At 65.0% G+C, this 18222-nt stretch carries 18 protein-coding genes and 1 tRNA gene; 7 read left to right on the top strand and 12 right to left on the bottom strand.

What is annotated here, in order from left to right:
* The first annotated feature begins 17 nt into the window (after positions 1-17).
* The 4 genes from LB557_RS14420 to LB557_RS14405 all read left to right on the top strand — a co-directional run bounded on the left by LB557_RS14420 (position 18) and on the right by LB557_RS14405 (position 1904).
* Positions 18-94: transfer RNA gene (locus LB557_RS14420), tRNA-Arg, on the top strand.
* Positions 95-185: 91 nt separating this feature from the next.
* On the top strand, positions 186-944 hold the full coding sequence (locus LB557_RS14415; protein WP_224643482.1) for an SDR family oxidoreductase: 759 nt from the start codon (positions 186-188) through the stop codon (positions 942-944).
* A 160-nt stretch (positions 945-1104) separates the two neighbouring features.
* On the top strand, positions 1105-1416 hold the full coding sequence (locus LB557_RS14410) for an ArsR/SmtB family transcription factor (RefSeq protein ID WP_015314540.1): 312 nt from the start codon (positions 1105-1107) through the stop codon (positions 1414-1416).
* Positions 1417-1418: 2 nt separating this feature from the next.
* Positions 1419-1904: an SRPBCC family protein gene (locus LB557_RS14405; protein ID WP_015314541.1), complete on the top strand. Its 486-nt coding sequence runs from the start codon at positions 1419-1421 to the stop codon at positions 1902-1904.
* Positions 1905-1937: 33 nt separating this feature from the next.
* Here LB557_RS14405 and LB557_RS14400 read toward each other — a convergent pair whose 3' ends face one another.
* Together LB557_RS14400 and LB557_RS14395 are read right to left on the bottom strand one after the other, a co-directional pair.
* The gene (locus tag LB557_RS14400; protein WP_140615347.1) at positions 1938-2738 is read right to left on the bottom strand and encodes a class I SAM-dependent methyltransferase; all 801 of its coding nucleotides are present in this window, start codon (positions 2736-2738) and stop codon (positions 1938-1940) included.
* Between the two features lie 109 nt (positions 2739-2847).
* The gene (locus LB557_RS14395) at positions 2848-3972 is read right to left on the bottom strand and encodes a LacI family DNA-binding transcriptional regulator (RefSeq protein WP_015314543.1); all 1125 of its coding nucleotides are present in this window, start codon (positions 3970-3972) and stop codon (positions 2848-2850) included.
* A 615-nt stretch (positions 3973-4587) separates the two neighbouring features.
* Here LB557_RS14395 and LB557_RS14390 point away from each other — a divergent pair.
* From LB557_RS14390 to LB557_RS14380, 3 genes are all read left to right on the top strand, one after another.
* Positions 4588-5550 (top strand): sugar-binding protein, encoded by a 963-nt coding sequence (locus tag LB557_RS14390; protein ID WP_015314544.1) that lies wholly within the window; start codon positions 4588-4590, stop codon positions 5548-5550.
* Positions 5551-5670: 120 nt separating this feature from the next.
* Positions 5671-7215 carry a sugar ABC transporter ATP-binding protein gene (locus LB557_RS14385; RefSeq protein WP_015314545.1) on the top strand — a complete coding sequence of 515 codons (1545 nt, stop codon included), beginning with the start codon at positions 5671-5673 and terminating at the stop codon, positions 7213-7215.
* 12 nt (positions 7216-7227) lie between these two features.
* On the top strand, positions 7228-8223 hold the full coding sequence (locus tag LB557_RS14380; RefSeq protein WP_015314546.1) for an ABC transporter permease: 996 nt from the start codon (positions 7228-7230) through the stop codon (positions 8221-8223).
* A gap of 100 nt (positions 8224-8323) precedes the next feature.
* On the opposite strand, the gene LB557_RS14375 is transcribed toward LB557_RS14380, so the two are convergent.
* The 10 genes from LB557_RS14375 to LB557_RS14330 all read right to left on the bottom strand — a co-directional run bounded on the left by LB557_RS14375 (position 8324) and on the right by LB557_RS14330 (position 18171).
* A complete protein-coding gene (locus LB557_RS14375) occupies positions 8324-8539 on the bottom strand; it encodes a hypothetical protein (RefSeq protein WP_140824239.1) in 216 nt (71 codons plus the stop codon).
* On the bottom strand, positions 8536-9291 hold the full coding sequence (locus LB557_RS14370) for a COG4280 domain-containing protein (protein WP_224643483.1): 756 nt from the start codon (positions 9289-9291) through the stop codon (positions 8536-8538). Before LB557_RS14370 ends, LB557_RS14375 begins: the two co-directional genes overlap by 4 nt.
* Before the next feature lie 132 nt (positions 9292-9423).
* Positions 9424-10053 carry a phosphonate metabolism protein/1,5-bisphosphokinase (PRPP-forming) PhnN gene (phnN, locus tag LB557_RS14365; RefSeq protein WP_224643484.1) on the bottom strand — a complete coding sequence of 210 codons (630 nt, stop codon included), beginning with the start codon at positions 10051-10053 and terminating at the stop codon, positions 9424-9426.
* Entirely contained in the window at positions 10050-11189 is a 1140-nt protein-coding gene (locus LB557_RS14360; RefSeq protein WP_140615353.1) for an alpha-D-ribose 1-methylphosphonate 5-triphosphate diphosphatase, read from the bottom strand. The genes phnN and LB557_RS14360 overlap by 4 nt, the downstream gene beginning before the upstream one ends.
* Positions 11190-11225: 36 nt before the next feature.
* Positions 11226-11933 (bottom strand): DUF1045 domain-containing protein, encoded by a 708-nt coding sequence (locus LB557_RS14355; protein ID WP_015314551.1) that lies wholly within the window; start codon positions 11931-11933, stop codon positions 11226-11228.
* Positions 11934-12085: 152 nt separating this feature from the next.
* Positions 12086-12898 (bottom strand): 5-deoxy-glucuronate isomerase, encoded by an 813-nt coding sequence (gene iolB / locus LB557_RS14350; RefSeq protein WP_140711811.1) that lies wholly within the window; start codon positions 12896-12898, stop codon positions 12086-12088.
* A 173-nt stretch (positions 12899-13071) separates the two neighbouring features.
* The gene (locus LB557_RS14345) at positions 13072-13284 is read right to left on the bottom strand and encodes a DUF3329 domain-containing protein (protein ID WP_015314553.1); all 213 of its coding nucleotides are present in this window, start codon (positions 13282-13284) and stop codon (positions 13072-13074) included.
* Between the two features lie 40 nt (positions 13285-13324).
* The gene (gene iolE, locus LB557_RS14340) at positions 13325-14242 is read right to left on the bottom strand and encodes a myo-inosose-2 dehydratase (RefSeq protein ID WP_224642962.1); all 918 of its coding nucleotides are present in this window, start codon (positions 14240-14242) and stop codon (positions 13325-13327) included.
* A gap of 105 nt (positions 14243-14347) precedes the next feature.
* Positions 14348-16198, bottom strand: a complete 1851-nt coding sequence (gene iolD / locus LB557_RS14335) for a 3D-(3,5/4)-trihydroxycyclohexane-1,2-dione acylhydrolase (decyclizing) (RefSeq protein WP_224642961.1) — start codon at positions 16196-16198, stop codon at positions 14348-14350.
* A gap of 38 nt (positions 16199-16236) precedes the next feature.
* Positions 16237-18171 carry a bifunctional 5-dehydro-2-deoxygluconokinase/5-dehydro-2-deoxyphosphogluconate aldolase gene (locus tag LB557_RS14330; protein ID WP_224642960.1) on the bottom strand — a complete coding sequence of 645 codons (1935 nt, stop codon included), beginning with the start codon at positions 18169-18171 and terminating at the stop codon, positions 16237-16239.
* Between the last annotated feature and the right edge of the window lie 51 nt (positions 18172-18222).

Below are 18222 nucleotides of genomic sequence, written 5' to 3'. Positions count from 1 at the left end.
GGCTCTTCGCCTTGAAAGCACCCGTAGCTCAGCTGGATAGAGCGCTGCCCTCCGAAGGCAGAGGTCACAGGTTCGAATCCTGTCGGGTGCGCCATGCTTCCAAGGTCCGTTCCGGACACATAGGTTACGGTTTATACCGGAGACATGGGTAACACTTCTGACCCGAACGGGTTTTGGAGCCAGACTTGGCCACAACCACCACCAGACGTGTCCTGATCACCGGCGCCGGCGCGGCTGACGGCATCGGCTTTGCCATTGCGCGGCAGTTTGGCCGGGCCGGGCATGCGGTTTTCCTGACCGGCGCCAGCGCGCGGGTGCTGGAGCGCGCTGGCGAGCTTCGCGGCGATGGCGTCGATGCCACGGCCGCGGTCGCCGATCTTACCATCGCGACGGAGGTGGAGCGGCTGCGGGCCGAGGTCGGCGCTGTCGATATCCTGGTCAACAATGCCGGCATGGGATCGCTGGCGTCGCCGTCCGTGGACAAGACGTTCCTGGCGATGAGCGAGGCCGAGTGGGACCGGGGCATCGAGACCAGCCTGAAGACCGCGTTTCTCGTCACCAGGGCGTTTCTGCCGGCGATGGTCGAAACGGGGTATGGGCGCATCGTCAACGTCGCGTCGGTGACCGGGCCGCTGGTATCCTACCAGGGCACCGCCGCCTATTCCGCGGCGAAGGCCGGCATGGTCGGCCTGACCCGGACATTGGCGCTGGAAGCGGCGCGCCATGGGGTCACCGCCAATGCCGTCGCGCCCGGCTGGATCGAAACCGGCGCGTCGAGCGAGGCGGAGCGGATGGCGGCCCTGTATGCGCCGCCGGGCCGCGCCGGCCGGCCCGACGAGGTCGCGGCGGCGGTCGTGTTCCTGGCTTCCGAGAGCGCCAGCTATATCAACGGCGCCTTGCTGGTCGTCGATGGCGGCAACAGCCTTGAAGAACGCAAGGGATAGACGGCGCGGCCAGTCTCATGCCTTGGCGGATTTCCACCTTGGCGCAACTCCTTCCACCGTAATGAAGTGTAACCTCTATCTCCTAGGAAATTTCCCCGCCGCCACCTGGCCGCTGGCACCGTCACTTGACTCAACCATCAGCCTGCACTAATCATAAGTCATGACTGTTGATAGCGCACAGCTTGCCGCCCTGGGCGATCCGACCCGAAGGCAGATTTTCGAGCTGATCGCGGAGCGTCCGCGCTCGGTGGCGGAGGTCACGCGGCAGGTCAGCGTGTCGCAGTCCGCGGTGTCGCAGCATCTCAAGGTGCTTCGCGACTCGCGGCTGGTGCGCGCGGAGCCGAAGGGCGCCAGCAACGTCTACCACATCGATCCGCACGGGCTGGGCCAGATGCGCGCCTGGCTCGACCGGTTCTGGAGCAAGACGCTCGCGGCCTACAAGCTGGCCGTCGAAACCCCACCAGAGGAGTGACCATGAACACCCAGATCCCCATCGCCTCCGTGAAACAATCCGTCGTCGTCGAGGCGCCGATCGAGCGCGCCTTCAAGGTCTTCACCGAGGATTTCGGCAGTTTCAAACCGCCCGAGCATAACCTGCTTGCAGCCCAGATCGCCGAGACGGTGTTCGAGCCTCGCGTCGGCGGCCACGTCTATGACCGCGGCGTCGACGGCAGCGAGTGCCGCTGGGCGCGCGTGCTGGCCTATGAGCCCCCCAACCGCGTGCTCCTGAGCTGGGACATCAGCCCGCAATGGCGCATCGAGACCGATCCGGCCAAGACCAGCGAGTGGGAAGTGCGGTTCACCGCCGAAACGGCTGGGCGTACCCGCGTCGAGATCGAGCACCGCAACCTGGAGCGCCATGGCCAGGGCTGGGAAGGTGTGCGCGACAGCGTCGCCGGCGATCAGGGCTGGCCGCTTTACCTGCAGCGCTATGCCGATCTGGTTGCTCGGCAGGCCTGATCGCGGTTCAAAGGCGCTTCGCCGCCTGGGCGGTCAGGGCGCCACGCCCCTGCACGCCCAGGCGACATTGGCGAACGACCTCGGGCCGTCCGGTCGCCCGGCCTGATAGGCATCGCGGACGGCAGCCTCGGTGCGCTCGCGCTCGGCTGCCTGCAGCGTTGTCATGTATTTGCCGAGCGGGCCCTCGCCGGCAGAAATCGGCGTCCAGTAGTCGGCGAAGTCCTGGTAATCCATGCGGATCATCAGCTCGGTTTCGGTCACGTCGGCCAGCCCCTGCTCGATGAAGGTCCGCTTCATTTCGCCGGGCTGCATCATCGGCTGGAAGCAATAGCGGCCGCGCAGCTGGCGCCCGCTCTCGCTGAGCGCGGCCACCGTGTCGATCATCATGCGCATGCCCGCCATGCCGCCGAGATGGTCCCACACCACAGCCGCGACCACGCCGCCCGGTCGCGTCACCCGGCGCATTTCGGCAACCGCCTTGCCGGCTTCCGGCACGAAGTGAAGCACCAGCAGCGCCAGCGCGCGGTCGAACGCATTGTCGGCGAACGGCAAGGCGGTAGCGTCCGCCTGCTGGATTTCGATGCGCGGATCGGTGTTGCGCCGCTTTGCCGCCTCGACGAAGACAGGCGAAAAGTCGATGGCCGCGATCGCCGCGAGTTCGGCGGATTTCGCCAGTTCGAACGTCAGGCTGCCGGTGCCGCAGCCGACGTCGAGGATCTTTTCGCCGGGGGCGAGCCCGGCGAAGCCGATGAAGCTGGGCGCGAGCTTTCGGCTCCAGCGGCCCATCAGTTGCTCATAGCCGGACGCGTCATGAACGGTGAAACTCGATGTCATATACCCCTCCCTTGGCTGCGGGCGCAGGCTAGACCTCTATCAGGATGAAGCCAAGGCAGGGGAGCACGGCGGACGCCTGCCTCCGAGTGCGGGAGGAAAAGTCCGGCTCTTATGCGACACCCTTGAATGCCGCCACGCTCTCGCGCTCCACCAGCGGGCATTCCAGCTTGGTGATTGGATATCGCCCCCGCCCCACTATCGCAGGCGCTTCCAGCTGCTCGATCGCCCATTGGCCCATGGCCATGTGCGGAAGGATCGACGTCGTCAGCGGCGGGAACAAATGCCGGGCGATTTCCTCGTCGTCATAGCCAACGACCGAGATGTCGGCGGGAATGTGCAGGCCGGCTTCCTTCAGGGCTTCGTAGCAGCCGATCGCGGTGCGGTCGTTCTGGCAGAAGATGGCGGTCGGGCGGTCCTTCAGGGCCAAGAGCTTCACTGTCGCGGCGTAGCCGGCGCTGGCCGACCAGTCGCCCTCGACCACCAGTTCGGGGTCGAAGGGGATGTCGGCGGTGGCGAGCGCGCGGCGGTAGCCTTTCAGCCGGTCCTGTGCTGCCTGCATCCAGGGTTCGCCCGTGATGGTGGCGATGCGGCGGTGGCCGTGGCTGATCAGGTGTCGCGTCGAGCTCTGGCCGCCGGCGATTTCGGAGGGCACCACGGCGGGGAATGCATAGTCCGCCGTGTAGCAGTTGAGCAGAATGACCGGAATGTCGAGGCCGTAGAGGAAGTCGGGCGCCGTGATTTCGCGGGTGAAGATGGTCATGTAGATCAATGCCGAAATGCCGCGCCTGGTCAGCGCCGAAATGGCGCGCGACTCCATCACGGCGTCTCCCATGGTCTGCGCCACCAGAAGCACGTTGCCAGCATTCCACGAGGCCTGGCGCGCGCCCTCGATGGCGACCACGGCTTCCGGGCTGGTGGCGAGCTGGTCGACGGCGAAGCCGATCACGCCGTCGAGTCCGTCGAAGGCGGGGCCATCAAAAGCCCCCTCGAAAGCCGCAACGGGCTTCAGCGCGGAGAAGGCGGGGGCGCTGTAGCCAAGCGCGCGCGCCGCCTCGATCACCCGCTCCCGAGTCTGCCGGGACAGGCGAATGCCAGGTGAATTGTTGAGCACGAAGGAAACCGTCGCCTGCGAGCAGCCGGCGGCGCGTGCGATGTCGGTCATGGTGACGCGGCCCTTGGGCTTTGCCGCCGCCTTGCGGCGCTTCCTGATGGCCTGGTCCGTCGTCTCGCTCATGCCGCCCCCAAATTCCCAGCCTGTCTAGCTGTAGCCCGCCGGGCCGACAAGATGAGGCGACGCTTCCGATTCACATGCGCATCGACCGAACTAATAACTATTACCATCCTTAGGCCCACTCCCGCCATACAGGCTCGAGCCCTCGCAAAACCAGAGGTCGCAAAGCCCCCGCTGCGTGGGATCAGCCATCACCGCGTCGGCAAACCGATTCGGCCGTGACACCAGAGCGCCACCGGAACGGTCGTTTGCTAATAGTGTTTACTAATACAAGGATGCGCTATACCGTCAATCCATCGCCTCCGGCCCCCATTGGTCCGGCTGCGATGGAAGTGTCTGTGAATGGCCCGATGGGGAGCGGATATGACTTCCGCAAACCATGTCTCAGATATGTGATATGTCAGACAAATCGGACTATTTACGAACGAGGAATGAGTCTCTAAAGTCCGTGGCCGTGGCTGGTAACGACGCCATTCTTTCACTGCCGGGAACCCCTTGAGGAGGAGGGCGTCCACGCCGCAGACGGCAATTCAGGTGAGCAAGACAAATTTAGTGTGCAAGACAATCCAGTGAGCAAGTCCGGTCAGCCCTACGACTGACCAAAACGGGAGGTTGAACATGAAATCCTTGATACGCAATGCATCCGTGGCCGCCGCGGCCCTGGCTGTCGGCCTGACGGCGACGGCAATCGCGCGCGCCGACGACAAGCCGACGCTGGCCTTCGTCGTCAACGGCGCTTCCGACTTCTGGAAAGCGGCCGAAGCCGGCGTCAAGAAGGCGCAGGGCGAACTGCCCGACTACACGCTCGAACTCAAATATCCCGAACAATCCTCGGTCGCCATCCAGCAGCGGCTGATGGACGACCTGGTGACCGCCGGCGTCAAGGGCATCATGGTCTCGGCCGTCGATCCCAAGACCTCGACGGATGGCCTGAACAAGATCGCTTCGCAAACGGCGCTGTTCACCACCGATAGCGACGCCCCGCAGACCAAGCGTGTCGCCTATATCGGCTCGTCCAATGTCGACGCCGGCAAGCAGGCGGCCGAAATCGCCAAGAAGGCGATGCCGGACGGCGGCAAGTGCCTGGGCTTCGTCGGCCTGCTCGGCGCCGACAATGCCAAGGAGCGCATCCAGGGCATGAAGGACGGCCTCGCCGGCACCAAGATCGAACTCGTCGACGTACGCGGCGACGACATTGACCAGGCGCGTGCCAAGAAGAATGTCGAGGACGCGCTGGTCGCCAGCCCCGACGTCACCTGCATGGTCGGCTTCTACTCCTACAACACGCCACGCATCTATGAAGCGCTGCGCGATGCCGGCAAGCTTGGCTCGATCACCGTCGTCGGCTTCGACGACGATCCGATCACGCTGGGCGGCGTCAAGGAAGGCACCATTGCCGCCACCGTCGTGCAGCAGCCCTTCGAATGGGCCTATCAGGGCATGAAGCTGATGGCCGCCTATCTCAAGGGTGACAAGTCGGGCATCCCGGCCGGCAATTTGATCATCATCCCGACCAAGATCATCGGCAAGGATGACGTCGACGCTTACGCCGCCAATCTCAAGGCGATGGCTGGAAACTAAGACCAGAAGCAGTTCAGCCGGCTCAACTTCGCTTGAGCCGGCTGTTCGCATTGACGAACCCTGCCGGGGTCGTCAGTCTGCAGAATGGGCATTTCGGCCCACCGGCTGCTGTCAGGCATGATGAATTATTCCGACACATCCATCGCGGCGACCACCCCGTTTCTCAGCCTCGAGAACGTGCGCAAGACCTATCCGGGCGTCGTGGCGCTCGACGGGTTTTCCATGGAGGTCAGGCCGGGCGAGGTCATCGGCCTGGTCGGCGAGAATGGCGCCGGCAAATCGACGCTGATGAAGATCCTCGGCGGCGTCACCACGCCCGATAGCGGTGCCATCACGGTCGACGGCGCCGCCCACAAAGGCCTGAGCGTGGAGGGGAGTCTGGGTTCGGGCATCGCCTTCGTCCACCAGGAACTCAACCTCTTCGAAAACCTCGACGTCGCCGCCAACATCTTCTTCGGCCGCGAGCCGCTGCGCGCCGGACCGCTGAGACTGGTCGACCGCGCGAAACTGCGCGACATGGTGGCGCCGCTGCTGAAGCGCGTCGGCGCCAACTTCTCCGCCGACACGCAGGTCGCGGATCTGTCGCTGGCGCAGCAGCAGATGGTCGAGATCGCCAAGGCGCTGTCGATCAAGGCGAGGCTGGTGATCCTCGACGAGCCTACATCGAGCTTGCCGCTGGCCGAGACCGACAAGCTGCTCGACGTCATCAAGGCACTGAAGGCCGACGGCATCAGCGTCATCTTCATCTCGCACCGCCTGCACGAGATCGAGCGCGTCGCCGACCGCGTCGTGGTGCTGCGCGACGGCATGCTGGCCGGGACGCTCGGCAAGCGCGACATCAATCACGACCAGATGGTCAAGCTGATGATCGGCCGCATGCTGAAGGAGCGCGAGAAGGCCTCCGAGGCGGCGCGTGCGCCCGGCGCCGTGGCGCTTGCGGCCAAGGCCGTCCGCACCCCCACCTACCCCAGCCGGCCGGTCGATCTCGACGTCAGGCGCGGCGAAATCCTCGGCCTTGCCGGCCTTGTCGGCTCCGGCCGAACCGAACTGGCGCGGGTGTTCTTCGGCATCGAAGCCAGCCTTGGCGGCACGCTGGAGCTCAACGGCAAGCCGTTAACGCTCGCCAGCGCGGCGGACGCAGTCGCGCAAGGCATCTTCCTTGTGCCGGAAGACCGCAAGCTGACCGGCATCCTGCTCGACCTGTCGATCGCCCAGAATATTTCACTCCCCAATCTGCCGGCGCATGCCAGGCGCTCGCTGGTCTCCGCAAGCGCCGAGACCGCCACCGCCGAGAAGCAGAAGAAAAACCTCGGCATCAAGGCGCCCTCCGTGCAGACGCGCACCGGCACGCTGTCGGGCGGCAACCAGCAGAAGGTAGTGCTCGGCAAATGGCTGGCCATGAACCCGAAGGTGATGATCCTCGACGAGCCGACGCGCGGCATCGATATCGGCGCCAAGGCCGAGATCTACGGGCTGATGCGGGCATTGGCCGACGCCGGCGTCGCCGTGCTGATGATCTCTTCCGACATGGAAGAGGTGATCGGCGTCTCCGATCGCATCGCCGTCATGCATGAGGGCCAGATCTCGGGCATTCTCGACAAGGATCAGTTCAGCCAGGAAAACGTGCTTTTGCTCGCGGTGGGCAAACCGGCGAACAGGCCGTAAGCGGAGACGACGATGACAAAGAAAGATCTCGGCCTGCTGATCCTGATCCTGGTGGTCGGGGCGATCGTCGCCATCATCAATCCGCGCTTCCTCTTGCCGATCAACCTCGCCAACACCTCGAACCTGATCGGCCTGTTCGGCATCCTCTCCATCGGCCAGGCGTTCGTCATCATCACCGGCGGCATCGAACTGTCCGTCGGCTCCGTTGTCGCGTTGCTGGGCACGCTGTTCATCGACTTCATCGCCGTGCGCGGCATGGGATGGCCTGTTGCCTTCGTGCTCATCCTGGTGCTCGGCGCCATCATCGGCCTGGCGCATGGCTGGCTGATCACGCGGCTCAAGCTGCAGCCCTTCGTCGTGACCTTGTGCGGGCTTTTGATCTATCGCGGCGTCGCGCGCTTCTACACCGCTGACGGCACCGCCGGTTTCGCCTTCGGGCAGAATTTTCCCGATCTCGAATTCCTGACCGCCGGCCGCTCCTGGGGCGTGCCGAACTCCTTCTTCGCGCTGATCGTCATCGCCATCGTCATGTGGGTGGTGCTGCACCGCTCGGTGTTCGGCCGCTATCTCTACGCCATCGGCAAGAACGAGGAGGCGGCGAAATATTCCGGCATTCGCACCGGCCGCGTCGTCATGGCGGCTTACGTCATCTGCGGCGTGCTTACCGCCCTGTCGGCGATCTATTTCGCCATGTACACGCGCTCGATCTCGCCGGCCAGCCACGGCCAGTTCTACGAGCTCTACGCCATTGCGGCCGCGGTGCTCGGCGGCTTCTCTCTGCGCGGCGGCGAGGGCTCGCTGATCGGCGTCATCCTCGGCACGGTGCTGCTGCAGGAACTGCAGAACCTCGTCAACCTGCTCGGCATTCCCTCCTCCCTCAACTTCGCGGTGATGGGTGGCGTCATCCTCATCGGCGTGCTGGTCGACCAGCAATGGGGTGTGTTCCGGGCGCGCCGGCGGATGGTCGATGCCGCCCGCAAGGGCGCGGTCGGCGCCGCCGCCGAATAGGTTCCTCCCGGCAGAAATAGCTTACCGGTGCTGGGAGCTGACGGGGTGGCGTGCCTTTCGCGGCCACCCTCTGGTTATCAGCCATGCGGCTTGACTGAAATTACCTGCCGCCCTGGCGCGCGGCGCGGCGAACGCTTTGCAACAGGATGGCAAGGCAGCCGACCAGCAGCAGCCCGCCGCCAAGCAGCGGCGGCAGCGCGAGCAACTTCACCGCCGCGGTGACGGCGGCCACCAGGACCAGCGCCAGCAGCGCCAGATTGCCGTCGTCGACGAACATGCCGAAGACTTCCCTGGCAACGAGACGAAGGACGTTCATCGGGCGAGCCCTCCGGCTGCCGTTGGAAGGATGCCGCGCAGCCAGCGCACCATGGCGAAGGACGCCAGCGCGACGATGGCGAAGATGGCGAGCAAGGCAAGATCGGCGCCCGGCCAATGGGCGCCGATGCCTTCGCCGGTCCAGAAGATGCCAAAGCTGGTCAGCATCAGCCCGACCACGAATTTGAGCGCATTCTCGGGCACGCGCGCCAGCGGCCGGTGGACGGCCAGGCCGACAAGCATCACCAGGATGAAAGCCGCCAGCGCACCCATGCTGGCGTAAAATGTCTGCCCATGCGCGGCGCCGACGGCAATGACGATGAACACCACCTCGACACCCTCGAGCAGCACCGCCTTGAACGAGGCCAGCCCGGCGAGGTAGTCGGCGCGCCGGTCGGCGGCCTGCCGGTGGAGGGCCGCGGTTTCCTTGGCGAAGGCCGCTTCCTCGTCATGCAGGGCAATGACGCCGACGCTGCGCAGGATGGCTTTTCGAAGCCAGCGCATACCAAACAGGATGAGCAGCACCCCGACGACGAACTGCAGCGTGGTGATCGGGACCAGCGCCAGCAGCGGGCCGAAGGCCAGCACCAGGGCCGCCAGCACCGCCAGCGCCAGCGCGGCGCCGGTCAATGCCGGGCGCCAGCTGCGCGTCACCCCCACCGCAAGCACGATGGTGAAAGCTTCGACGACCTCGACCAGCGAGGCGAGAAATGCCGCCGCGATTGTCGAGAGGACGGGTGTCAGTGTCTGCATGAAGCTTCCTGTCTGGCTCGACCCTGATTCCTGGGGCGAATCCCCGGAGCGTAATCCAGAATCACCCCATGCGGCCAGCAGCCCGGGGCGTTTCCAGCGGCAGCGCAAGCAGGCGGGTGAAACAAGCCCGGATCAGATCAGGCCCGACATGTCGGAAAAGGCCATGGCCTTGCGCAGCACTTCGGCGAAACGCTCGCCGGCCACTTCGCGCGGACCGCTGTTGTCGATCGATGTGACGCCAGGGCCGGACAAGCTCATATTGGCGCTGCGCGCCAGCCGCGCCAGCACCTCGCCGCGCGACTCGCGGCCGCGCATCGCCAGCCGCTCGGCCAGCACCTCGGGCGAAGCGGTGATCTCGACGATCGCCAGATTGGCATAGCGCTCGCGCAAGGTGGGGATGATCGCGCGCGACACGTTGGCGATGGCGACATGTCCATTGGAAACAGACCAGTCGACATCGGCAGGCAGGCCATAGCGCAGGCCATGCGCTTCCCAGGAGATGGCGAAAGCGCCGTCGGCATCGGCCTCGGCGAAGGCGGCGTCGGCCAGCGTATCGTGGTCTTCGCTCGCCGCATCGCTCGGCCTGGTGATGACGCGGCGCACGAACTCCAGCTGCGTCTCGTCGGCAAAGAGCGCCTTGGCATAGCCGATCACCGTGTCCTTGCCGGCACCGCTGGGGCCCACGACAGCGACAAAGACGCCGTGACGGATCGGAAAGGTTTCGGCGGACAGTTCGCGCTCGATCGAGGCCGACACCATCATGCCACCCGGCGTCCCTGCCGCCAGACGGTGCGCACGACCGGAACATGATCGTCGACGCGCACGCGCACCAGATCGGCGCGACGGCCCTGCTCGATGACGCCGCGGTCGTCGAGGCCGACGGCCTGCGCCGGGTTCTTCGAAACCATGGCGACGGCCTGCGGCAGCGAAATGCCTTCGACCATGTCGCCGAGGAAGAAGGCCGACTGGATCAGGCTGAAGGGAATGTAGTCGGACGAAAGGATGTCGAGCAGGCCGTCGCTGGCCAAGGTGCGTGCCGAGACATTGCCCGAATGCGAGGCGCCGCGCATGACATTGGGCGCGCCCATAAGCACGCCGAGCCCGGCGGCCTTCGAGGCCCGCGCCGCTTCCTCGGTGGTCGGGAACTCGGCGACCCGCACGCCCTGCTCGATGGCCTCGTCGACATGAGCGGACGTCGCATCGTCATGGCTCGCGAGCACGATGCCGCGCTCCTGGCAGGCGGCGGCGATGAAGACGCGGTTCGGCCCAGAGTTGCGTGCCGATTCGGCCATCCGCTTCTCGCAGAATTTCTGGAAATCGCGATCCGAGAGTTTCAGCTTGCGCTGGTAGTAGTAGGCATAGGTTTCAAGGTTGACGAACTGGCGCTGGCCTGGCGCATGGTCCATCAGCGACGCCAGCTTGACCCGTTCGTCACCGTCGAAATTGGCGAATGCGTCGAGGCAATCCGGTGCTGAAACCTCGCAGCGAAGATGCAGGAAGTGATCGGCCCGCAGACGATCCCGCGCGACGCTGTCCTCGATCGCATCGGCCAGCTTGCGAATGTCGTCCAATGTCAGGTCGGCGTCCTCGTCCATGCCGACGCGCAAGGCATCGAGCACGGTCGTGATGCCGGCGGTCGCCACCTGCGCGTCATGGGCGAGCACCGCGGCGATCGGGTTCCAGCGCACTTTCGGCCGCGGCGCATAATGGCCCTCGAGATGGTCGGTGTGGAGTTCGACCAGCCCTGGAATGATAAAGTCGCCGCCCATGTCCTCGCCGGTTCGGGCAGCATCGCCATCGATGCCGGCGATCAAGCCATCGCGCAGCACCAGTGACCCTTCGACGATCTCGTCGGCAAGAACGATGCGGGCGTTGGAAAGAACAGTTTCGGCGGTCATTGCGGGTAGTCCTTGGTTCTTGCAGTCGGGTTTCGTTCAGGCGGTTTTCCGGGCCGGGCGGCGTCCGAGCGCGTGCTGGGAAAGCACCATGAATGGCGCGCCGGGTTCGGGTTCGACGAACAATGTCAGCGCATCCACCAGCACGGGCTGGCGCAACACATCGGCGAAAAGGCTGTCGATGGCGGCGCGCAGGCGAGGGCTTTCCTGTGGGCCGGCCCGGCCGGACAGGGTCATGTGGAAGCGGAAGGTCTCGAAGACATAGGGATAGCCCCATTGGCAGAGATTGCGAAACTCGGCCGGCTTCAGCGAATCCGGGCTGCGCCGCTCGATCTCGGCCTCTGACAGCGGTGCGCGAAACCGGTCGAAATCGCGTACCACATTGTCGGCGAAGCGGTTGAGCGGCGGCAGCGGCCCTTCCGGCACCAGCGCGAAGAAGCTGTCGATCTGGCTGACGATAAGGCGCGGGATCGTGACGACAGGCGTAACCTCGGCAAAATGATCCAGCGCCGCGCGCAGCGAGGTCTCGGTCTCCGTGGCAGCCAGATGGAAGGGCGCCTTCAGCGTCGCGTGAAAGCCATAGCGGCGTGCCGAGGCCGTGTGGAAGGCCACTTCCGCTGCCGACAGATCGGCAACGGCCTCAACCGGCCTGGTCGCGGCACCGAAGGGATCGCGGCCTAGCCAGTCGGCGGCGATGCGCGCCAGCGGCTCGTCCTGCCGGGGGGTGAAATAAATCGCATAACGCATGGGAAGTCCTCGTCAGAACCGTTGCCATAGGTGATTTCCATGACGGATTGACGAAGCTTTGACGGGTTTTAGAAGGCAAATCGGCCCCTGGGGTCCTTAGCCGACGATTTTTCCCAGCTGGACCAATAAGTTCGGCCGGAAACGCGAGACGGTCAGGCCTTCATCAACCATTCGTGCTCGGGCGCATTGTGGAATTTCCAGGTCCGCTTCGGTCCGGCCATCACATTGAGATAATAGAGGTCATAGCCGTGGCAGGCGGCACAGGGGTGATAGCCCTTGGGCACCAGCACCACATCGCCGTCCTCGATCGCCATGGCTTCGTCCAGCGCGCGATGTCCGCTTTTGTCGGCATCGGTGTAGACGCGCTGGAAGGCAAAGCCCTGCGGCGGGTTGAGGCGATGGTAGTAGGTTTCCTCGAGATAGGATTCGGCAGGCAGATTGTCCTGGTCGTGCTTGTGCGGCGGGTAGCTCGACGTGTGACCGCCGGGCGTGATGACCTCGACGACCAGCAACGAGTCGGCCGGCTGGCCTTCCGGCAGGATGTTGGTGACGTAACGCGTATTGGTGCCCTTGCCGCGCACCTCCTGGCCGAGATCGTCCGGTCCGATCACCCGGACCGGCAGGCCACCGCCAAGACCAGGCGCCGAGCAGACGCCAAGTTCCAGCTCGGTATCGGCCGTTACAGACCAGTCCGATCCCTGCGGCACGTAGACCGACCACGGCTTGCCATCGAAGGGCGACATGCGCTCGCCGAGCAGGCCGAGATCCTTGCCGCCGGCTTTCGCGGTACCCTTGCCGGTCACGAACACCAGGCAGACTTCGCGGTCGTCCGTCTTTCCCGAGGCGCTTTCGCCCGGCTTCAGCCGATGCAGGTCGAAACCGACATAGGTCCAGCCGGCGCTTTTCGGCGTCACATGGGCGACGCGGCCATGGCCCTTGTCGGCCTTGACGAGCAGTTTCGACATTTTGTCTCTCCTATCCTAGCCTTCCAACTTCGTCATCCTAGGGCGGAGCAGGAGCGAAGCTCCTGCTCCGCCCTAGGATGACGAAGCGAGGGGCGTTTCGGCCAATCGCCGACGTGTGCGATCCGTTACGCTCGCAGTATCCAATCCACAAAACTGCTCGCGCCATGGACCGCTTATTCCTTCGGATCGGCCGGAGGCTTCGTCTCGTCGGCCGGCTTATAAAGATAAAAAAATTGCCAGGCGCCGTAGCCGGCAAAGCCGAGCGCGATGACGCCCCAGAACGGCGTGCCGGTGGCGAACTCGATGACCGACCAGATGAGGCAGACCGCGACGACGGCGACACGCCGCCACAATGGCCGGAAGAAGGGGTGCTCGGAATCTTTCATCTGGCCAGCCTACAGCAAGCCCGGCCTGGCGAGAACCCGATCAGGCATTCGGAAACCCTTGCGTCTCCACCGTGTAGCCGGCTGATGTCATCACCCGCATCAGCTCCTTGTGGCCAACCTGCGCCATCTTCAGCGGCGGGTTCTTCTTCGGGTCCTGCTCGGCTTCGACCACGAACCAGCCTTCATAGCCGTGGTCGGCGAACCGCTGCACGATGGCGCCGAAATCGAGCGAACCGTCGCCCGGCACGGTGAAGGCGCCGCGCGCCACGGCATCGAGGAAGGACTGCTTCGTACGGTCGAGCTTCTCGATCACACCCATGCGCACGTCCTTCACATGGACGTGGCTGATGCGCTTGTGGTGATGGTCGATGGCGCGCAGCACGTCGCCGCCGGCAAAGGCGAGGTGTCCGGCATCGAGCAGCAGTGGGATGCCTTCGCCGGAATGGCGCATGAAGGCGTCGAGCTCCGGCTCGGTCTCGACCACGGCCGCCATGTGATGGTGATAGGACAGCGGCATGCCTTGCTCGGCGCACCATTCGCCGAATTCGGTCAGGCGCCGCGCGTAGGCCTTCATCTCGTCGCCAGTGAGCTTCGGCTTGGTGGCGAGCGGCTTGGAACGGTCGCCCTGGATCGAGCGGCCGACCTCGCCATAGACGATGCAGGGCGCGTCGACTGCCTTGAACAGGTCGATCATCGGCTGGATGCGGTCCTTGTTGGCAGCCATCTCCTCATCGACCAGCGTGCCCGAGAACCAGCCGCCGCACAGCGTCACGTCGGCGGCCTTCAGGATCGGCAGCATGATGGCGGGGTCGTTGGGAAAGCGCCGGCCCATCTCCATGCCGGTGAAGCCGGCAGAGCGCGACTGGCGCAGACATTCCTCCAGCGACACGTCATCGCTCAGTTCGGCAAGATCGTCGTTCCACCATGCGATGGGGGACATGCCCAATTTGGCTTTCAAGTCGTCACTCCGGATTAGACAGTTCAATTTTTGGCGCTAGCGCCGCCCCTCATCCGCCTGCCGGCACCTTCTCCCCGTATCGTGACGGGGAGAAGGGAGCTGGCGTCAATCGCCGACGCTCTGCATCCGCCGCTTCTCGTCATAGGCCTTGCGCGCGGCGTTCACCTGAGGCCGCGCCGAAACCTCGGGCACCGCCACGTCCCACCAATGGCCACCGGCATCGGTCGAAACCAGCGGATCGGTGTCGATGACCAGCACGGTGGTGCGGTCGTTCTTCTTGGCTTTTTGCAGCGCGTTTTCCAGCTCGGCAACCGACGGCACTTTCTCTGATATCGCACCCATGCTCGCCGCATGCGCGGCAAAGTCGATGTCAGGCAGGATTTCATAGCGCGAGTCCTGCAAGAGATTGTTGAAGTTGGCGCCGCCGGTCGCCATCTGCAGCCGGTTGATGCAGCCAAAACCCCTATTGTCGAGCAGCACCACGGTCAGCTTCAGGCCGAGCATCACCGAGGTGGCGATCTCGGAGTTGAGCATCAAGTAGGAGCCGTCGCCGATCATGACGACGACCTCCTCGTCGGGCTTGGCCATCTTGGTGCCGAGCCCGCCGGCGATCTCGTAACCCATGGTCGAGAAGCCATATTCGGCGTGGTAGGAGCCCGGCGCACCGGCCTGCCAGAGCTTGTGCAGTTCGCCGGGAAGTCCGCCTGCCGCATGCAGCAGCGTCACGCCTGAGCCCATGGCGCGCTGCACGGCGCCGATCACCTGCGCATCCGAGGGGAAAGCAGCGTTGGTCGAGGCCGTCACCTTGGCCGCATCGGCCTGCCAGGCCTTCTTGCCGGCGGCCGCATTGTCGGTCCAGGCGGCGGGCGCCTTCCAGCCTTGCAGAGCCGTTGCCAACTCGGCCAGCCCTTCCCAGGCATCCGCGACCAGCGGCAGCGCCCGGTGCTTGCCGGCATCGAAGGGCTGCACGTTGAGCCCGATGATGGTCTTGCCGGAATTCTTGAACAGCGCCCACGAGCCGGTGGTGAAATCCTGCAGCCGCGTGCCGATGGCGAGCACGACGTCGGCCTCTTCCGCCAGCCGGTTGGCGGCCGAAGTGCCGGTAACACCGACCGCTGCCATGTTGAGTTGGTGATCGTCCGGCAGCGAGGACTTGCCGCCTTGCGTTTCGCAGACCGGAATGCCGGCGGCTTGGGCGAACTTGGCCAGTTCGTCGGAAGCCTGGGAGTAGAGCACGCCGCCGCCGGCGATGATCAGCGGCTTCCTGGCTCCCTTGAGCGCCGCCACGGCCGCCGCCAGTTCGTCACGGTCCGGACGCGGCCGGCGCTGGCGCCAGATCCGCTCGGCAAAGAAACTCTCGGGATAGTCATAGGCCTCGGCCTGCACGTCCTGGCAAAGCGACAAAGTCACCGGGCCGCATTCGGCCGGATCGGTCAGCACCTGCATGGCGCGGCTCAGCGCCGGGATGATCTGCTCCGGCCGGGTGATGCGGTCGAAATAGCGCGACACCGGGCGGAAGCAGTCGTTGACCGTCGCCGTGCCGTCGGAAAAATCCTCGGCCTGCTGCAGCACGGGATCGGGAATGCGGTTGGCAAAGACGTCGCCTGGCAAAAACAGGACGGGCAACCTGTTTACGTGGGCAAGGGCCGCCGCCGTCACCATGTTCAGCGCGCCAGGGCCGATCGAAGAGGTCGCGGCCATGAAGCGGCGGCGGAAATTGGCCTTGCCATAGGCGATCGCCGCATGCGCCATCGCCTGCTCATTGTGGGCGCGGAAGGTCGGCAACTCGTCGCGCAACTGGTAGAGCGCCTCGCCGATGCCGGCGACATTGCCGTGGCCGAAGATCGCCCAGACGCCGCCGAAGATCGGCGTTTTTTTCCCGTCGATCTCGGTCATCTGGCGGGACAGGAAGCGGGTCAGCGCCTGCGCCATCGTCAGGCGGATTGTCTGGCTCATGGTGTTTTCCTCCGCAGTCCCTACGCCGTTGCGTATTGTTATGCCGCCTTGCGGCCGCGCGCGGCAAGCCACGCTTCGGTCAACTGTTCGAAGCGCGACGCCATGTCGGCGACAGCCTCGTCATCCGACATCCTGCCGGCCAGCCATTGTTCGGCTGCGTGGACGAAGATGGTGCGCCCGACGGCAAAGCCCTTGACGATGGGCGCGTTGGCCGTGGCGGCAAAAGCGGCCTCCAACTCGTCCTGCGGCGCCTCCAGGCCAAGCAGCACGATGCCCCGGCACCAGGGATCGTGCTTCAGGATCACCGCCTCGATCCTGGCCCACGCGCCGCTCGACGCCTGCGGTTCGAGCTTCCACCAGTCCGGCTTGATGCCGAGCGCATAGAGTTCCTCCAGCGCGCGCGGGATCGTCGTGTCGTCGAGCTTGCCGTGCTTGCCGGCGATGATCTCGATGAGAAGTTCGCGGCCAACTTTGCGTGCGGCCTCGAACAGCGCGCGCAGCTTCTGCTGCTGTTCTTCCTTCAGTTCCGCTGGATCGTCGGGATGATAGAAGCACAGGCACTTGATGCAGTGATCGACGGGCCATTCGGTAAGCTGCGAGCCGATGTCCTGCGAGAATTCGAAGCGCAGCGGCCGCGAGCCCGGCAGTTCCACCGGGCGTCCAAGCCAGGCGAAGGGGTGGCGAGCGAATTCGAACATCGCCTCGCGGCCATGTTTCTCGTCAATCAGCATGCCATAGCCGTCGCGGCCGGCGGCGACCTTGGCCGCGGCCTTGACCGCCAGCACCTTGAAATCGCGGATGCGCGCCGGATCGGCGCCGGTCTTGGCCGCCACATCCTCGAGCTGCACACGGTGATCGCAGGCGAGCGCCATCAGCGAGGGGATGTCGCGCCGGCGTGTGGTTGCCCAATGGATGTGGTTGATCGCCTCGTCCTTGCGCAGCGCGCGATGCTTGCTGCCATTCTCGAGGAAGAACCGCAGCTCCTCGAAGGTCGGGTATTCCGGCGCGCAGAGCAGCCGCGACACGGCGAAGGCGCCGCAGGCATTGGCCCAGGTCGCCGCCGTGGCAAGGCTTTCACCGCCGAGCCAGCCGCGCAGCAGACCGGACATGAAGGCGTCACCGGCGCCTAGCACATTGTAGATCTCGATCGGGAAACCCTTGCCGACGACGCCGTCCTCGAGATCGTCGCTGATCGGTCCGTCATAGACGATGCAGCCCATGGCGCCGCGCTTCAGGACGATGGTGGCCGAGGACAGGGAGCGGATCGTCTTCAGCGCGCTCAGGCAGTCGTCGGCGCCGGACGCGATCATGATCTCTTCCTCGGTGCCGACGATGAGGTCGCAATCGGGCAGCACCGTCTTCAACTGGGCCGAGACGCGGTCGGATTTGACATAGCGCTCAAAGCCTTCGGCGTGGCCGGCAAGGCCCCACAAATTCGGGCGATAGTCGATATCGAACACGACCTTGCCACCCCTGGCCTTCATGATGCGGATCGCCTTGCGCTGGGCGGCATCGCTGTTGGGGCGGGAAAAATGCGTGCCGGTGACGACGATCGAACGGGCCGAGGCAATAAACGCTTCGTCGATATCCTCCTCGGCCAGCGCCATGTCGGCACAGTCGGATCGGTAGAAAATCATCGGCGAAACGCCTTCGCTCTCGACCGAAAGCAGAACCAGCGCGGTCAACCGCTCCTTGTCGGTCTTCAGACCGTCGGTGTTGACGCCTTCGCGTTTCAGCTGCTCGCGGATGAAGCGGCCCATCTGTTCGTCGCCGACGCGCGTCAGCAGAGCCGAGCGCAGCCCGAGCCGCGCCGTGCCGACGGAAATATTGGCCGGGCAGCCGCCGACCGACTTGGCGAAGGAGGTGATGTCCTCCAGCCGCGAGCCGATCTGCTGGCCATAGAGGTCGACGGACGCGCGGCCGATGGTGATGACATCGAGCGGCGCCTGTCTTGCGTCCACGGCTTCGCTCATTGGAACCTCCCGTCGGTCTTGTCGTCATGGACAACATTGTTTTGGGTAACA

Origin of the sequence: Mesorhizobium sp. BR115XR7A (assembly GCF_020165315.1) — a bacterium.
Taxonomy (GTDB): Bacteria; Pseudomonadota; Alphaproteobacteria; order Rhizobiales; family Rhizobiaceae; genus Mesorhizobium; species Mesorhizobium australicum.
This window is presented reverse-complemented; position numbering and strand designations above follow the sequence as displayed.

What these genes read in the sequence shown, in the direction of transcription:
- LB557_RS14410 (WP_015314540.1), top strand. Translation starts at nt 1,105, where the DNA reads ATGACTGTTGATAGCGCACAGCTTGCCGCCCTGGGCGATCCGACCCGA.
- LB557_RS14405 (WP_015314541.1), top strand. Translation starts at nt 1,419, where the DNA reads ATGAACACCCAGATCCCCATCGCCTCCGTGAAACAATCCGTCGTCGTC.
- LB557_RS14400 (WP_140615347.1), bottom strand. Translation starts at nt 2,738, where the DNA reads ATGACATCGAGTTTCACCGTTCATGACGCGTCCGGCTATGAGCAACTG.
- LB557_RS14395 (WP_015314543.1), bottom strand. Translation starts at nt 3,972, where the DNA reads ATGAGCGAGACGACGGACCAGGCCATCAGGAAGCGCCGCAAGGCGGCG.
- LB557_RS14390 (WP_015314544.1), top strand. Translation starts at nt 4,588, where the DNA reads ATGAAATCCTTGATACGCAATGCATCCGTGGCCGCCGCGGCCCTGGCT.
- LB557_RS14385 (WP_015314545.1), top strand. Translation starts at nt 5,671, where the DNA reads ATGAATTATTCCGACACATCCATCGCGGCGACCACCCCGTTTCTCAGC.
- LB557_RS14380 (WP_015314546.1), top strand. Translation starts at nt 7,228, where the DNA reads ATGACAAAGAAAGATCTCGGCCTGCTGATCCTGATCCTGGTGGTCGGG.
- LB557_RS14375 (WP_140824239.1), bottom strand. Translation starts at nt 8,539, where the DNA reads ATGAACGTCCTTCGTCTCGTTGCCAGGGAAGTCTTCGGCATGTTCGTC.
- LB557_RS14370 (WP_224643483.1), bottom strand. Translation starts at nt 9,291, where the DNA reads ATGCAGACACTGACACCCGTCCTCTCGACAATCGCGGCGGCATTTCTC.
- phnN (WP_224643484.1), bottom strand. Translation starts at nt 10,053, where the DNA reads ATGATGGTGTCGGCCTCGATCGAGCGCGAACTGTCCGCCGAAACCTTT.
- LB557_RS14360 (WP_140615353.1), bottom strand. Translation starts at nt 11,189, where the DNA reads ATGACCGCCGAAACTGTTCTTTCCAACGCCCGCATCGTTCTTGCCGAC.
- LB557_RS14355 (WP_015314551.1), bottom strand. Translation starts at nt 11,933, where the DNA reads ATGCGTTATGCGATTTATTTCACCCCCCGGCAGGACGAGCCGCTGGCG.
- iolB (WP_140711811.1), bottom strand. Translation starts at nt 12,898, where the DNA reads ATGTCGAAACTGCTCGTCAAGGCCGACAAGGGCCATGGCCGCGTCGCC.
- LB557_RS14345 (WP_015314553.1), bottom strand. Translation starts at nt 13,284, where the DNA reads ATGAAAGATTCCGAGCACCCCTTCTTCCGGCCATTGTGGCGGCGTGTC.
- iolD (WP_224642961.1), bottom strand. Translation starts at nt 16,198, where the DNA reads ATGAGCCAGACAATCCGCCTGACGATGGCGCAGGCGCTGACCCGCTTC.
- LB557_RS14330 (WP_224642960.1), bottom strand. Translation starts at nt 18,171, where the DNA reads ATGAGCGAAGCCGTGGACGCAAGACAGGCGCCGCTCGATGTCATCACC.